The organism is Pseudonocardia sp. UM4_GMWB1 (assembly GCF_017312155.1).
In the GTDB taxonomy this organism is placed as follows: domain Bacteria; phylum Actinomycetota; class Actinomycetes; order Mycobacteriales; family Pseudonocardiaceae; genus Pseudonocardia; species Pseudonocardia alni.
The window spans coordinates 5,233,944-5,249,188 of the sequence record NZ_QJPN01000001.1 but is presented as its reverse complement, the minus strand read 5'-3'; the positions used below and the strand labels follow the sequence as shown (position 1 = coordinate 5,249,188).

Annotated in this window: 13 protein-coding genes; 2 read left to right on the top strand and 11 right to left on the bottom strand. The window is 74.7% G+C overall.

What is annotated here, in order from left to right:
- Nucleotides 1-34: 34 nt before the first annotated feature.
- The 9 genes from DMP15_RS24530 to DMP15_RS24490 form a co-directional block, all read right to left on the bottom strand.
- Entirely contained in the window at nucleotides 35-892 is an 858-nt protein-coding gene (locus tag DMP15_RS24530) for an alpha/beta fold hydrolase (RefSeq protein ID WP_337826491.1), read from the bottom strand.
- The gene (locus DMP15_RS24525) at nucleotides 889-1,542 is read right to left on the bottom strand and encodes an isochorismatase family protein (RefSeq protein WP_337826490.1); all 654 of its coding nucleotides are present in this window, start codon (nucleotides 1,540-1,542) and stop codon (nucleotides 889-891) included. The genes DMP15_RS24530 and DMP15_RS24525 overlap by 4 nt, the downstream gene beginning before the upstream one ends.
- Nucleotides 1,539-2,099: a (2Fe-2S)-binding protein gene (locus DMP15_RS24520; RefSeq protein WP_062400706.1), complete on the bottom strand. Its 561-nt coding sequence runs from the start codon at nucleotides 2,097-2,099 to the stop codon at nucleotides 1,539-1,541. Before DMP15_RS24520 ends, DMP15_RS24525 begins: the two co-directional genes overlap by 4 nt.
- Nucleotides 2,096-4,450: a xanthine dehydrogenase family protein molybdopterin-binding subunit gene (locus DMP15_RS24515; RefSeq protein ID WP_100879802.1), complete on the bottom strand. Its 2,355-nt coding sequence runs from the start codon at nucleotides 4,448-4,450 to the stop codon at nucleotides 2,096-2,098. Before DMP15_RS24515 ends, DMP15_RS24520 begins: the two co-directional genes overlap by 4 nt.
- The gene (locus DMP15_RS24510; RefSeq protein ID WP_100879803.1) at nucleotides 4,443-5,228 is read right to left on the bottom strand and encodes an FAD binding domain-containing protein; all 786 of its coding nucleotides are present in this window, start codon (nucleotides 5,226-5,228) and stop codon (nucleotides 4,443-4,445) included. The genes DMP15_RS24515 and DMP15_RS24510 overlap by 8 nt, the downstream gene beginning before the upstream one ends.
- Nucleotides 5,225-6,631: an MFS transporter gene (locus DMP15_RS24505; protein ID WP_100879804.1), complete on the bottom strand. Its 1,407-nt coding sequence runs from the start codon at nucleotides 6,629-6,631 to the stop codon at nucleotides 5,225-5,227. Before DMP15_RS24505 ends, DMP15_RS24510 begins: the two co-directional genes overlap by 4 nt.
- Before the next feature lie 12 nt (nucleotides 6,632-6,643).
- Nucleotides 6,644-7,912, bottom strand: a complete 1,269-nt coding sequence (locus DMP15_RS24500) for an FAD-dependent monooxygenase (RefSeq protein ID WP_073576209.1) — start codon at nucleotides 7,910-7,912, stop codon at nucleotides 6,644-6,646.
- A 136-nt stretch (nucleotides 7,913-8,048) separates the two neighbouring features.
- Nucleotides 8,049-8,549 carry a MarR family winged helix-turn-helix transcriptional regulator gene (locus DMP15_RS24495; protein ID WP_073576208.1) on the bottom strand — a complete coding sequence of 167 codons (501 nt, stop codon included), beginning with the start codon at nucleotides 8,547-8,549 and terminating at the stop codon, nucleotides 8,049-8,051.
- Between the two features lie 88 nt (nucleotides 8,550-8,637).
- The gene (locus DMP15_RS24490; RefSeq protein ID WP_073576207.1) at nucleotides 8,638-9,216 is read right to left on the bottom strand and encodes a TetR/AcrR family transcriptional regulator; all 579 of its coding nucleotides are present in this window, start codon (nucleotides 9,214-9,216) and stop codon (nucleotides 8,638-8,640) included.
- A 175-nt stretch (nucleotides 9,217-9,391) separates the two neighbouring features.
- Between DMP15_RS24490 and DMP15_RS24485 the strand changes: the two genes are divergently transcribed.
- Entirely contained in the window at nucleotides 9,392-10,333 is a 942-nt protein-coding gene (locus DMP15_RS24485) for an SDR family NAD(P)-dependent oxidoreductase (RefSeq protein WP_100879806.1), read from the top strand.
- An 85-nt stretch (nucleotides 10,334-10,418) separates the two neighbouring features.
- On the opposite strand, the gene DMP15_RS24480 is transcribed toward DMP15_RS24485, so the two are convergent.
- Nucleotides 10,419-12,071, bottom strand: coding sequence for a glycoside hydrolase family 13 protein (locus DMP15_RS24480; protein ID WP_337826489.1), 1,653 nt, complete (start codon nucleotides 12,069-12,071; stop codon nucleotides 10,419-10,421).
- Between the two features lie 93 nt (nucleotides 12,072-12,164).
- Between DMP15_RS24480 and DMP15_RS24475 the strand changes: the two genes are divergently transcribed.
- Entirely contained in the window at nucleotides 12,165-13,169 is a 1,005-nt protein-coding gene (locus tag DMP15_RS24475) for a LacI family DNA-binding transcriptional regulator (RefSeq protein ID WP_217266904.1), read from the top strand.
- Here the strand turns inward: DMP15_RS24475 and DMP15_RS24470 are convergent.
- Nucleotides 13,162-15,216, bottom strand: a complete 2,055-nt coding sequence (locus tag DMP15_RS24470) for a copper-translocating P-type ATPase (RefSeq protein WP_337826488.1) — start codon at nucleotides 15,214-15,216, stop codon at nucleotides 13,162-13,164. The two genes, DMP15_RS24475 and DMP15_RS24470, sit on opposite strands and share 8 nt — an antisense overlap.
- Nucleotides 15,217-15,245: the final 29 nt, after the last annotated feature.

The following is a 15,245-nucleotide window of genomic DNA, read 5'->3' as shown; positions in this document are numbered from 1 at the left end:
TCCCGGGAGCCGGTGCGGGGCGGGCAGGGCGGGGTCAGCCCCTGAGGAGCCCGGTGAGCATCGTGCGCAGCAGCTCCAGCGCCTCGGCCGGGTTGTCCCAGAACACCATGTGCCCGGCGTCCGGGACGGCGACGAGCCGGGCGTCGGGCCGGGCGGCGGCGATCTCGGCGACCCCGGACGCGGGCACGACGGGGGAGTCCGCGCCGTGGAGCAGGGTCACCGGCGCCGGGACGTGCGGCCACGCGTCGAAGAAGTCCTCGGACTCGAATCCGGCGTGCGTCGCGGCGATCGCGGCCTCGTCGCAGGAGGACAGCCAGCGCGCGCGCAGCTCCTGCTCGCGGCGTGGCCAGCGCGGCCAGGACCGGGCCACCCCGTCGGCGTCGGTGCCGCGCTGTGCCTCGTGCAGCTGGCCCAGGAACGCCTCCAGCGTCGTCGGGTACGGCGCGCGGCCGGGGCCGGACAGCGGCGGGTCGACGAGCACGGCGCCGCCGACCGGCCGTCGCGTCGCGGCGACGGCGGCGATCCGGGCGCCCATCGAGTGCCCGAACAGGATGGTGTCGGGGCCGAGCTCCAGCGCGTCGAGCACGGCCAGGACATCGGCGGCGTAGTCGTCGAGGGTCCACGAGGTGCCACTGTCGGACAGCCCGCGGCCGCGGACGTCGAGCACCACCGGGCGGCACAGGTCGACGAGCTCGCGGGCGACGAAGTCCATCGTCACCGCCGGGCTGGTGATGCCGGGCAGGACCAGGACGGGGACGCCGTCGCCGCCGTAGTCGAGGGCGTGCAGCGCGACGTCGCCGTGCCGGGCCCAGCGGGACACGGCTGGGACGTCGGCGAGGTCGGCGAGCGCGTCCTGGCGGACCTGCCGGACCAGGGTGGACGTGACGGTCACAGGAGTCCCTTCAGATAGGCGAGCGCGTCGTCGAGACCGACCACGTCGCCGTACTTCGCGTGGATGTCGAACAGGTTCGCCTCGTGCGGCCCGGCCGCGCGGTCGCCGACGCAGTCCCGCGGCACCAGCACACCGAACCCGGACTGGACGGCGTCGACGGCGCTCGCGCGGACGCAGCCCGAGGTGGTGGCCCCGCACACGAGCACGGTGTCCACACCGGACGACCGGAGCAGGGTCGCGAGCCCGGTGTCGAAGAACGCCGACGCGCCCTTCTTGGTGAGCGTGTGGTCGGTGCCGCGGACGTCGAGCCGGGGGTCGAAGCCGACGGCGGCCGAGCCCTCGACCAGCGAGCGCATCCCGGGCGCCTTCACCAGCCAGGGCAGGGTGTCGAGCTCGGCGGGGGTGTAGGCGATCGTCGTCCACACCACCGGCGCGCCGAGCGTGCGGGCCGCCTCGACCAGCGTCGAGGTCGCGGCGACGACCTCGGACAGTTCGCTGCCGGTGGGCAGCGCGGGGTCGGTGAACCCGACCGTCAGGTCCACGACGACGACCGCGGGCCGGGTCCCGCGCCGGGCGGCGGCGCCGAACCCGGCGGTCGCGTAGGTCGCGTCGGTACCGGCCCCGTGCAGACCGGTGGAGTTCGGGCTCATGCGGATGCTCCGTCCAGTGCGGACTGCGGTGCGGACTGTGTCGCGTGCTGCGGGGCGGAGTCCAGTGCGGACTGCAGCGCGGCGCGGCGGCGGCCCGCGCAGTCCTCCACGGCGTCGACGATGGTCTGGTAGCCGGTGCACCGGCACAGGTTCGACGCCACGACCTCGCGGATCTCCTCGCGGCTCGCGTCGGGCTCCTCGGCGAGGTAGCCCTCGGCCAGCATCAGGAACCCTGGCGTGCAGAACCCGCACTGCAGCCCGTGGTGCTCACCGAAGCACTGCTGCAGGTCCGACAGCCCGCCGTCGGGCCCGGACAGCGACTCGACCGTGCGGATCGCGGCGTTCTCCACCTGCACGGCGAACAGCAGGCAGGCGCGGGCGGGCGCGTCGTCGACGAGCACGGTGCACGCCCCGCAGATGCCGTGCTCGCAGCCGACGTGGGTGCCGGTCAGCCCCAGGTCGTGGCGGAGCACGTCGGCCAGCGTGCGACGCGGCGGGATCGCCAGCTCGTGACGCTCCCCGTTGACGGTCAGCTCGACCAGCTGGATGTCGGTCACGGTGCCTCCCGGTTCAGCGCGGCGAACAGGTCCGCGCGCGACAGTGGGGTGGAGTCCAGCTCGACGCCGGTGGGGCGCAGCGCGTCGTTGACGGCGTTGAGCACGGCCGCGGGCGCGCCGATGGTGCCGCCCTCACCCGCACCCTTCGCGCCGTCGGCGGTGAACGCGCACGGCGTCTCGAGGTGCTCGATCCGCACGTCGGGGATCTCGGCGGCGGTCGGGACCTTGTACTCCATGAAGCTCGGCGCGAGCGGCTGGCCGAGCTCGTCGTAGACGACCTGCTCGAACAGCGCCCCGGCGATGCCCTGGGCGATGCCGCCGCGGGCCTGCCCCTCGACGACGCGCGGGTGGATGGCGACGCCGCAGTCCTCGACGCAGACGTAGCGCAGGATCTCCACGCCGCCGGTGCCCGGGTCGAGCGCGACGACGCAGCCGTGGGTGGCGTTGGAGAACGTGCCGTCGCCGCCGACGTCGAAGCTCGCCGTCGCCGTCAGGCCCGGCCCCACCTCCTTGGGCAGCAGGTGCGCGCGCAGGTAGGCGACGTCGGCCAGCTCCGCGTAGGAGAACGTGCGGTCTCCGGCGCGCACCCCGCCGCGACCGTCGAGCTCGGCCGAGTCCACGTCGGCGTCGGCCAGGTGGGCGGCCAGCGCACGCAGCTGGTCGCCCAGCTTCACCGCCGCCGCGGCCGCCGCGGACCCGCCGATCGTCACCGAGCGGGACGCGAACGAGCCCCAGCCGTAGGTGATCCGGTCGGTGTCGCCCTGGACGATCTTGACCTTGTCGTAGGGCAGGCCGAGCCGGTCGGCGACGATCTGGGCGAAGGTCGTCTCGTGGCTCTGGCCGTGCGACAGCGTGCCGGTGGTGACGGTGACCGTGCCGTCGAGGTCCATCGTGATCTGGGACAGGTCGAACCCGGGGACGACCTGCATCCTCCGCGCCGCGAACGCGCCGGAGCCGTAGCCGGTGCGCTCCGAGAAGCAGGAGTAGCCGATGCCCAGCACCCGGCCGTCGGGCAGGGTGCGCCCGGGCCAGCCCTCGTCGCGCAGCACCTGCTCGCACAGGTCGAGGGACTCCCGGTAGGAGCCCGGGTCGTAGGTGATGGCGTTGACCCCGCGGTAGGGGAACTCGGTGATCAGGTTGCGCCGGCGGACCTCCAGCGCGTCGAGCCCGAGCTCGCGGGCGGCGCGCTCCATCAGCCGCTCCATCACCATCACGTACTGCGGCCGGGACACCCCGCGGTACGGCGCGGTCGGCGCCTTGTTCGTGGTGACCGCGCGCCCGCGCACCCGGTAGGCGGGGACCCGGTAGACGCCGGGCATCTCCGCCGAGGCCATCAGCGGCTCGATCCCGGCCGTGAACGGGTAGCAGGAGTAGGCGCCCATGTCGCAGACGACGTCGGACTCCAGGGCGAGGATCTCCCCGTCGGCGGTGAATGCGGCGCGGGCGGTGTAGTGCTGCTCGCGGGCCAGGAAGCTCGCGGTCAGCGCCTCGCGCCGGTCCTCGATCCACTTCACCGGACGGCGGAGGCGCCGCGCGGCGGCCGCGGCGGCGATCTCCTCCCGGCCGACGACGCACTTCTGCCCGAACCCGCCGCCCATGTCCGGCACGACGACCCGGACCTGCTTCTCGTCGAGCCCGGCGCAGCGGGCCAGGACCGTGCGCACCTGGTGCGGGACCTGGGTGCAGGTGCGCACCACCAGCTGCTCGTCGCGGTCGTCCCAGTCGGCGACGACGCCGCGGGTCTCCAGCGGCAGCGCGTTCTGCCGCCCGGTGCGGGCCTCCACGGTGACCACCGTGTGCGCCTCGTCGAAGATGCCGTCGATACCCTCGGTGGCGAACAGCGACACGTCGACGAGCACGTTGCCGGGGGCCTCGTCGTGCACCGGGGGACCGGCCGCGGCCAGCGCGGCGGCCTCGGTCACCACCGGGTCGAGCGGGTCGAGCTCGACGACGGCGGCCTCCACCCCGTCCTCGGCGGCGTAGGGGTCGGTGGCGATCACGACGGCCAGGGGCTCGCCGACGTAGCGGACCTTGTCGCCGGCCAGCACGGGCATCGAGGTGGGGACGAACTCCTCGAGCGGCCGGTCGAGGAGTGCGGTGATGTCGCCCAGGGCGAGATCGGCGGCGTCGAACGCGGCGACGACGCCGGGCACCTGCCGGACCTCGGACAGGTCGACGTCGACCACCCGGGCGTGCGCCTCGGAGCTGCGCACGAACGCCGCGTGCAACATCCGGGGCAGGGTGATGTCGTCGACGAAGCGGCCGCGGCCGGTGAGCAGCCGCGGGTCCTCCCGGCGCGGGACGGACGCGCCGACCCAGCTGCCGTCGCGGCGGAATCCGGGCTCAGCCACGGGCGGCCTCCTCGCGGGCCCGGGCGACGAGGGTGCGGACCAGCCCGCGGCGGTACTCCGCGGGGATCCCGGCCTCGTCGCGCAGCTCCAGACCGTCGGCGACCTCGGCCGGCGTGCCGGCGTCGGGCACCCGCACCGGGACGGCGCCGACCCCGCCGAGCACGACCTCCCCGGTGCCCAGGTCCACCCCCGCCGCGACGACGGCGAAGTCGCCACGGCGGTCGGCGTACTCGGTGAGCGCCGCGCGTGGCGCGGGACGGGGGAAGACGATCTCCACGATCACCTCGTCGGGGTCCAGGGCGGTGGTGAACGGGCCGAGGAAGAACTCCCGCGCCCGGACCTCCCGGCGCCCGCCCGGCCCCTCGGCGACGACGACGGCGTCGAGCAGCACGGCCAGCAGGCACCACTCGGCGGTGGCGTCGCCGTGCGCGATCGACCCGCCGACGGTGCCGCGGGTGCGGATGGGCAGGTGCCCGACCCAGCGCATCGCGGCCGACAGGACCGCGAAGTCCGGCCCGAGGTCGGCCCGCTCGACGGCCCGGTGGGTGGTGAGCGCGCCGATCCGGAGTGCCCCGTCGGCGTGGTGGATGCCGGCCAGGCCCGGCACGTGGGTGAGGTCGATCAGGTGCCCGGGCCGGGCCATCCGGTAGTTCATCATCGCGACCAGGCTCTGCCCGCCGGCGAGCAGCTTGGGCTCGTCGTCGGCCAGCTCGGTCAGCAGGTCGACCGCCCCGCGCACCGACGACGCCCGGTGGTAGGTGAACGCGGCGGGCTTCACGCCTTCTCCACCCGCTCCACGGCCGGTGCGTCGAGGGTCTGCTCGTCGCCGGTGATGCGGTCCAGCTCGCGGCCGCGGGTCTCGGGGGCGCCGAGGGCCATGAACGTCACGGCGGCGAACACGAGCAGCGCCATCAGGGTGAAGGTCAGCGGCAGGCCGAGCACCGGCCACAGCAGGCTGCCGAAGATCAGCGGGACGAACCCGGTGACCGCCCGGCTCGACGACGACGCCCAGCCGAAGCCCGAGGCCCGCAGCTCGGTCGGGTAGAGCTCGGAGACGTAGGCGTACATCACCGGGATGACGACCAGGGCGAAGAACCCGAACACCGCGATCATCGCGACCGCCGCCGTCGGCGAGCCCATGACCAGCGAGAACACGACCAGCGACAGCGCGGCGCACGGACCGGCGACGCCGATGACCCACTTGCGGCCGACGACCTCGACCAGCAGCACCGAGGTGATGACACCGAGGATGCCGACCGCGTTCATGACGGTGGTGGAGGCGAACGCGGCGACCTCGCCCATGCCCTGGGCGCGCAGGATCGACGGCATCCAGGACAGCGCGGCGTAGTAGACGACCATGACGGTGATGAACAGCGACCACGCGACGCCGGTGATGCGCGGGTTGAACGCCCACACCATTCTCAGCTGCTCGCCCAGCGCGCCGAGACCGCGGCGCCGCGAGGTGGTCGGTTCCGGTGCGGCGGCGGTGATCGCGTACTGCTCCACCGGGGCGCCGGTGCGGCGGACCATGTCGTCGATGACGGTGCGGGCCTCGGCCTCGCGGCCGGTCCGGGCCAGGTAGATCGGGGACTCCGGGACACCGCGGCGGATCCAGAACAGCAGCAGCGCGGGCAGCACCATCAGCGCGAGCATCCAGCGCCAGTTGCCCTCGACCGGCACGAGCAGCGTCGCCGAGAGCCCGGCGAGGGTGGTGCCGACCGGCCACCAGCCGTCCATCGCGGCGAGCACCTTGCCCCGGTAGCGCCGGGGTGAGAACTCGCTGACGATCGCGTAGTCGACCGGGATGCAGCCGCCGAGCCCGATGCCGGCCAGGAAGCGCAGCGCCAGGAAGATCTCCCAGCTGGGGGAGAAGGCGCCGAGCACCGAGAACAGGGCGAAGATCAGCAGGGTGATGCTGAAGACCCGCTTGCGGCCCATCCGGTCGGCGATCGTGCCGAACGCGACGGCGCCGACGGCCATGCCGATGAGGTTGGCCGTCGCGACGAGGCCGCGCTGGCCGGTCGAGAGGTCGAACTCGACGCCGAGCAGCGGGGTGAGGAAGCCGTTGAGGGCGACGTCCCAGGCGTCGAACATGTAGCCGAGGCCGCCGATGAGGAAGATCTTCCCCTGGACGCCCCAGCGCCAGGGCAGGTCCTGGACGACCTGGTCTCCGGTACGCATGTCGGTGCTCCTCTATCGGGCGAAGGGGTAGGTGACGGACTCGTCGTCCGGGTCGTTCAGCGGGGAGCCCCGCCACAGCCAGTCGTACGACACGTCGGACTCGCCCTGGAAGCGGCGCAGCTTCTCGTCGCGTTCGCGCTGCTCGGGGCCGTCGGGCAGGTGGTAGAAGTCCATGTTCTGCAGCGAGGCGTCCTGCACGACGCCCGCGTGCTTGGCGCGGCGCTGCACGTAGCGGGCGAGCGCGGTGTCGATCCCGCCGCGGCCGACCGCGCCGAGCTCCTCGGCCAGCACGGCGGCGTCCTCCATCGCCTGGGAGGCGCCCTGGGCCTGGTAGGGGAGCATGGCGTGGCAGGCGTCGCCGAGCAGGGCGACCCGGCCGTCGATCCAGACCGGATCGCGGCGGCGGCGGTGGAGCGCCCACACCGAGACGTCGTCCTTGGCCTTGGACAGCATCGCCGGGACGCGGTCGTCCCAGTCGGCGAAGTCGGCGACGAGGTCCTCGGCGGTCGCCGGGGCGCTCCAGTCGCGCTCGACCTGCTCGGTGCAGGGCACGATCGCGACGACGTTGAGGTACTCGCCGTGGCGGATCATGTAGTGCACCAGGTGCTTGCCGGGGCCGTACCAGATCGTGGAGTGGTAGCGGTCGAGCAGGAACCGGGTCGCCGGGTCCGCGGCGATCAGCTCGCCGGGGATCAGGGCGCGGTAGGCCATCTCGCCGGAGAAGACGAGGGTGTCGTCGAACCCGGCGAGGTCGCGGACACCGGACCGGATGCCGTCCGCGCCGACCAGCACGTCGCCCGCGACGCGCAGCCCGCGCGCGGTGACGGCGACCGGGCGGTCCGGGTCGGTGCGGTCGAGCTCGACGACCTTCGCGTCGGTGTGCACGGTGACCGCGGGGCCGGGGCCGTCCGGGTCGAGGCAGGCCTCGAGCAGGATCCGGTGCAGGTCGGCGCGGTGGTAGTGCCAGTACGGGGCGCCGTAGGTGTCGACGACCTGCTGCCCGAGCGGGAGCTGGGCGATGATCGAGCCGTCGGCCCAGCGGCGCCGCACCTGGTCCTGCGGGGCGGTGTGGATCCGCTCCAGCGACCGGCGCAGCCCCAGGCCGAACAGGATCCGGCTGGCGTTGGGGGCGGTCTGGATGCCGGCACCGACCTCGCCGAGCTGCGGCGCGGCCTCCAGCACGGTGGCCCGGAAGCCCTGACGGCGCAGGGCCAGTGCGGCGGTCAGCCCGCCGAGACCGCCGCCCGTGATGGTGATCTCCAGGGACTGGCTGGGTGCCACGACTACCTCCTCGCGTCCGTCGGGCCTGTGACGTGGCCCGCACGAGAAGTAATCCGAGCACGTACTATCCGGATACGCAAGGTTTTCGTGCGAACGACCCGGAAGGGAAACCGGGACGTAACCCGGGCGGCCGGGCTCAGTCGTTGCCGGGCAACGACGTCCGCTCCGCGACCGCCTCCCAGTGGGCGCCGAGGGTGTTGAGCAGACCGGCGATCTCCGAGCGCCGGTCGTCGGGCACCGCGGCCAGTAGCTCCGCGTCCAGGCGCCGGGTCCGGCGGGTGACCTCGACGAGGGCGGCTGCGCCGTCGTCGGTGAGGGAGAGGATCTTGCGCCGGGCGTCGCGGGGGGACTCGGTGCGCTCGATCAGTCCGCGGCGCTCCATCCGGCGGCAGACGTCGGCCATCGTCGAGGTGTCGAGGGCGACGGCGCCGGCCAACGAGCTCTGGTCGGACTCCGGGTAGGCACGGATCGCCGAGAGCACCGCGAACTGCGGGCCGGTCAGCACCGGGTCGACGTGACGGCTCCAGGCGGCGAGGTAGGCCTGGTACATCCGGCGCGCCCCGTAGCCGGGGGCGGCGACGAGGTCGGCCGGGGGAGCGGGTGCGACGCCTGTTCCGCCGCGCAACAGCTCACCCATCATGCCTCCGTGCTCGTCCGGGCCGGGGCCCTCGTCCGCGGGAGATCCTACGTGTCCGGACGATCACGCGGGGTGGCCGGGCCGGGGCTCAGCGCGGGCGCAGGCCGTCGACGAGCAGGTCCAGCAGGCGTCCGGCCTGCTCGCGGCCCTGCGGGTCGGCGACGGCCATGCAGATCCCGCTGGTGCCGACGAGCACGTCCGCGGCGTCGACGTCGGCACGCAGGGTGCCGTCGGCGATGCCTGCCTTCTGGAGCAGGCGGACCGCCTCGACCATCCGCTCGCGGCTCTGCGCGAACGGGTTGTGCCCGCAGGCCACGAGTGCGTGCAGCGAGTCCGCGAGGTGCTTCTTGGTGATCACGTAGTCGACGAAGCGGTCCATCCAGGCCCGCAGTGCCCGGTCCGCGGGCAGCTCGGTGCGCAGCTGTTCGGCGGCGGCGCAGAGCCGGTCGAGCTCGTTGCGGTACACGGCCTCGACCAGGGAGTCCCGGTTCGGGAAGTGCCGGTAGAGCGTGCCGATGCCGACGCCGGCGTCCTTCGCGATGCCGTCGAGGGTCGTGGCGGGGCCGCCACGGCTCTCCGCGGTGAACGCGCGCACGGCCGCGGCCAGCAGCAGCTCACGGTTGCGCGCGGCGTCCGCACGCAGGCCGGAACGTGTGCTGGTGCCCATGACGGTGCCTCCTCGGGTGGGACTGACGATCCCACGATACGTCTTGCGATCCGGAGGATGCTCCGGATAGAGTCCCGAGTCATACGGAGGATCCTCCGTTTACTTGTCCCCGGGACACGGCGACGCAACGACGACGTCACCGACCGCGTACCCGGTGCTCAGAAGGGATCACGCCATGCTGTTCCGCTCCACGACCGACCGATCCCGTCCGCTGTCCACCACCGCCACCTCCCGTGTCATCCTGCCGGCCGCACCGGCCGGGACCACCGCCTCCGACGTGCTCGCCGGCGTCGACCTCACCGGCCGGCGCGCCGTCGTCACCGGTGCGACCACCGGGGTCGGCCTCGCGGCCGCCCGCGCACTGGCCGCCGCCGGGGCCGAGGTCACCCTCGCCGTCCGCGACGCCGAGGCCGGTGCCGCCGCCCGTGACGGCATCGTCGCCGACACCGGCAACGAGCGCGTCGCCGTCGGCGAGCTCGACCTCTCCGACCAGCGCTCCATCGCCCGCTTCGTGCGCCTGTGGGACGGACCGCTGCACATGCTCGTGCACGCCGCGGCCGTCACCGGCGCCCCGCTGACCCGCACCGTCGACGACTGGGAGCTGCACCTGGCCGTCAACCACCTCGGGCCGGCGTCGCTCACCTCGGGACTGCACTGGGCGCTCACGGCGGTCGATGGCGCGCGGGTGGTCACCGTGACCTCCGCCGCCCACCGGGACGCGGCGTTCGACCCGGAGGACCCGCACTTCTCCGACGAGCGCTACGACGGCCACCTCGCCCACGCCCGTTCCCGCAGCGCGGCGCTGCTGCACGCGGTCGAGGCCGCGCGTCGCTGGTCGGGCGACGGGATCGCGGTGAACGCCGCCGACCCCGGCCCGGCGGGGACCGACCCCGAGCGGGGGGCCGCCACGGTCGTGCTGGCAGCGGCGTCGCCGCTGGTCGGGGGGATCAGCGGGCGCTACTTCGCCGGGCTCGCGGAGGCGGGACCGGCCGGGCCGGGCGTGGCGGGCGGGGTCGCCACGCACGCACTGGACCCGGTCGCCGCGCGGCGGGTCTGGCGCTGGACCGAGCGCACGCTGCGCGAGGTCTGGTTCGCCGGGCTGCCGATCGTGGCCTGACCCCGGGGGGCTGCCCCGAGGGGAACCCTCGTAGCGCTCAAAGCCACGAGAGTCCCCCTGGGGGCGTCCGGGACGGGCGCGCCGGTCAGTGGCGCAGCCACACCGCGGTGTCGGCGGGGACCTCGCCGCGGGCGGTGAGCGGGCCGCTGGACAGCATCACCTCGGCGTCCTCGGGCAGCGACACCGGCGCCGAGGAGACGTTCACCAGGCAGGTGAAGCCGCCGTCGCCGGAGTCCGAGGTGCGGGCCAGGGCCAGCGTGCCCTCCGGCGACTCCTGCCAGGTCAGCGCGCCGCCGCCGAGTGCGGGGTGCGCGCGGCGGATCGCCAGGGCGTCCCGGTAGAGGTGCAGCACCGATTCCGGGTCGGCCTCCTGCACGTCGGCCGCGTGCCGGGCGAACACCTCCGGCTGCGGCAGCCACGGTGTCCCGGACGGGCCGAACCCGAAGCCGGGCTCGCCCGCGGCCCAGGGCAGCGGGACGCGGCAGCCGTCGCGGCCGCGCAGCGTGTGGCCGGACAGCTCCCAGGTCGGGTCGTCGAGCCGGTCGGTCGGGATGTCCTCGACCTCGGGCAGTCCGAGCTCCTCGCCCTGGTAGAGGTACGCGGTGCCGGGCAGCGCGAGCATGAGCAGCGTCGCCGCGCGGGCCCGGCGCAGGCCGAGCTCGGGGTCGGCGGGCAGGGCGATCACGTCGTCGAGGTTCCAGCCGCGCCCGGCCTCAGGCTTGCGGGCCAGCCGGCTCGGGTGCCGGCAGACGTCGTGGTTGGACAGCACCCAGGTCGCCGGCGCGCCGACCCGGGTGTTCTCGGCGATCGCGTCGTCGATGTTGTAGCGCAGGTCCTCGGCCAGCCAGGCGGCGGTCAGGAAGTTGAAGCTGAACGCGGTCTGCAGCTCGTCCGGGCGCAGGTAGCGGGCCAGGCGCTGCGGGTCCGGCACCCAGGCCTCGGCGACGAACACCCGCGGCGGGTCGTAGGCGTCGCCGATCCGGCGCCACGACCGGAAGATGTCGTGGACGCCGTCGCGGTCGAGGTAGGGGTGGCCGCCGTCCTGGGCGTCGTTCACGCCCTCGACGACGTCGGGCAGCCCGGGCTCCTTCACCATCGAGTTCGCGACGTCGACGCGGAACCCGTCCACGCCCCGGTCGAACCAGAAGCGCAGGGTCTCCTCGAAGTCGGCGCGGACCTCCGGGTGCTCCCAGTTCACGTCCGGCTGACGGATGTCGAACAGGTGCAGGTACCACTGCTCCGGCGTCCCGTCGGGGGCCACGACCCGCTCCCACGCGGGCCCGCCGAACATCGACTCCCAGTTGTTCGGCGGGAGCTCACCGTTCTCGCCGCGGCCGTCGCGGAAGAGGTAGCGCTCGCGCTCGGGCGAGCCGGGGCCCGCGGCCAGCGCCTGCCGGAACCACAGGTGCTCGTCGGAGTGGTGGTTCGGGACGATGTCGAGCAGCACCCGGATGTCGCGCGCGTGGGCCTCGGCGATCAGGGCCTCGGCCTGGGCGGTGTCGCCGAACATCGGGTTGATCGCGCGGTAGTCGGCCACGTCGTAGCCGCCGTCGGCCAGCGGCGACGGGTACCAGGGATTGATCCAGATCGCGTCGACGCCCAGGCGGGCGAGATGGTCGAGCCTGCTGCGCAGACCGGCGAGATCACCGGTCCCGTCGCCGTTCCCGTCGGCGAAGCTGCGGATGTAGACCTGGTAGACGACGGCGTTGCGCCACCAGTCCTGCTCGTGCACGGACATGATGCTCCCGGGTACGGATCGTGGGGCGGGGCGGTGTTGCAGAGTGTTTCATCCGGTTGCAACCGCTGTCGAGGCGCGGGCACGATGACCCCCGTGACGGACGAGCCGGTGCGCGAGGTCGTACGCCGGGTGGGTGTCCGGCGGGTCGCCGAGCTCGCCGGGGTCTCCCCGGCGACGGTGTCGCGCGCCCTGCGCGAGGGCACCCCCGTCTCGCACGACACCCGCGAACGCGTCCGCCGGGCGGCGGCCTCCCTCGGCTACTCCGTCCCCGTCCGGCCGCTGACGGTCGCCGTGCTCGCCCGCTTCCCGACCCGCTGGTTCTTCGCCGAGGCCGTCGCCGGGGTGGAGGGCGTGCTGTCCGCGGCCGGGCACGTCACCCAGCTCCACAACCTCGGCGACCCGGACGCGCGGGCGCACTTCTTCGCGACGCTGCCGGTGCGCGGGCGCGCCGACGGGCTGATCGTCGTCGCCTCGGCGATCGACACCACCGAGGCCGCGGCGCTGGACGCGCTGGGCATCCCGGTCGTCGTGCTCGGCGGGGACATGCCCGGACGGCCGCGGATCGGCATCGACGACCGCGCCGGAGCCCGCACCGCCGTCCGGCACCTGCTCGGGCTCGGCCACCGCGGCGTCGCGCTGGTGTCGTTCGACCCCGACGAGGCCAACGGCCGCGCCACGACGACCGACCGGCGCGACGGCTGGGCCGACGCGCACGCCGAGGCCGGGCGGCCCCGCGGCCCGGTCGTCGCCACCGGGGCCGGGGTGGCCGACGGCGACGCCGCGGCCGCCGAGCTGCTCTCCCTCCCGGTGATGCCGACCGCGGTGTTCGCGATGTCCGACGAGCTCGCCGTCGGCGTGCTGCGCACCCTGCGCCGTGCCGGCGTGGCGGTGCCGGGCCAGGTGTCGGTGGTCGGGTTCGACGACCACGACTCGGCCGCCGTCGCCGAGCTCACCACGGTCGCCCAGCCGGTCCGCCGCCAGGGCGAGCTCGCCGCCCGGGCACTGCTCGCCGCGCTGGACGGCGAGCACCCCGGCGACGTCGAGGTCCCGACCCGGCTGGTGGTCCGGGCGACGACGGCGCCACCCCGGGTCAGCTGACCAACCGGTCCGGGCGCAGCTCCACCCGGCGCAGCAGCTGCGCGTTGAGTGCGACGACGACCGTGGACAAGCTCATCAGCAGCGCGCCGACCGAGGGCGGGAGCACGAACCCGACCGGGGCGAGCACCCCGGCCGCGAGCGGCACCGAGACCAGGTTGTAGCCGGCCGCCCACCACAGGTTCTGCAGCATCTTCCGGTACCCGGCGCGGGACAGTGCGATCACCGACAGCACCCCGCGCGGGTCGGAGGAGGCGAGGACCACCCCGGCCGAGGCGACGGCGACGTCGGTGCCGGCCCCGATCGCGATCCCGACGTCGGCCCGGGCCAGCGCCGGGGCGTCGTTCACGCCGTCGCCGACCATCGCGACGACCGCGCCGCGGTCCTGGAGCCGGGCCACCGCCTCGTCCTTGCCCTCGGGCAGCACCTCGGCCACCACCTCGTCGACCCCCAGGTCGCGGGCGACCGCCTCGGCCACCGGGCGCGCGTCACCGGTGAGCATCACGACCCGTACGCCGCGGGCGTGCAGGGCGTCGACCGCGGCCCGGGACTCCGGGCGGACCGCGTCGGCGAGGGCGAGCGCGCCCACCACCTCGCCGGGGTCCGCACCGGCCACCACGTACAGCACGGTGGCACCGTCGTCGCCCCACCGGTGCACGTCGCCGGTCAGCTCGGCGGGCACGTCGAGACCGCGCTCGCGCAGCAGCGCCGGACCCCCGACGGCGACCGGCCGCCCGTCGACGGTGGCGGACACCCCGCGTCCGGTGTGTGAGCGGAACCCGTGTGCGGCCGGGACGGCACGCCCGTCCGCCGCGGCGACGACGGCGCGGGCGAGCGGGTGCTCGCTGTCGGCCTCGACGGCGGCGGCCAGGGCCAGGGTGTCCGCAGCGCCCGCGGTCCCGACGACCCGCGGGCTGCCGGTGGTGAGCGTGCCGGTCTTGTCGAACAGCACGGTGTCGACGGTGCGGGTGCGCTCCAGCGCGAGCCGGTCGGTGACCAGCACCCCGGAGCGTGCCGCGCGGGCCGTGGAGATCGCGATGACCAGCGGGATCGCCAGCCCGAGCGCGTGCGGGCAGGCGATCACGAGCACGGTGACGGTGCGGGTGACCGCCTGCGCGGTGTCGCCGAGCAGCGTCCACACGGCGAAGGTCGCCACCCCGGCACCCGCGGCGAACCAGAACAGCAGCGCCGCCGCGCGGTCGGCGAGTGCCTGGGCCCGGGAGCGCGAACCCTGCGCGTTCTCCACCAGGCGACGGATGCCCGACAGCGCCGTGTCCTCGCCGACGGCGTCGACCCGGACCCGCAGCGCCGAGTCGGTGGCGACGGTGCCCGCCACCACCCGGTCGCCGGTGCCGCGCGGGACCGGCCGGGACTCACCGGTGATCATCGACTCGTCCACCTCGGCGGCACCGTCGACGACCGTGCCGTCGGCGGGCACCCGGGCGCCCGACCGGACCAGCACGACGTCGCCGACGGTCAGGTCGGCCGGTGCGACCGTACCGACCGTGCCGTCGGCGCCGACCCGCTCGGCGGAGTCGGGCAGCAGCGCGGCCAGCGCGTCGAGGGCCCCGGACGCCTGCCCGAGCGCACGCATCTCGAGCCAGTGCCCGAGCAGCATGATCACGACCAGCAGCGCCAGTTCCCACCAGAAGTCCAGCCCGCCGACACCGAGCGAGCTCAGCAGGCTCGCCACCCACGCGACGCCCACGGCCATGCCGATGAGCAGCATCATCCCGGGCCGGTGCGCCCGGATCTCGGCGACGGCGCCGGACAGGAACGGCCACCCCGGCCAGAAGAGGATCACGGTGCCGAGCACCGGGGGGATCCACGCCGACCACGCCGGGGGCGAGTACCCGAGCAGCATCCCGGTCATCGCGCTGAACCCGACGACGGGGACGGCGAGCACCAGCGCGACGACGAACCGGTCCCGGAACACCGCCGCGTGGTCCGCGTGCCCGTGTCCCGCGTGGCTGCCGTGGGCCCCGGGGCCGCCGCCGGGGTGCGTCCCGTGCTCCTGCGGGGCGGAGGCCGCCCGTGGCTCGCCGTGCATCGTCTACCTCCCGACGTCGTGGACACCGG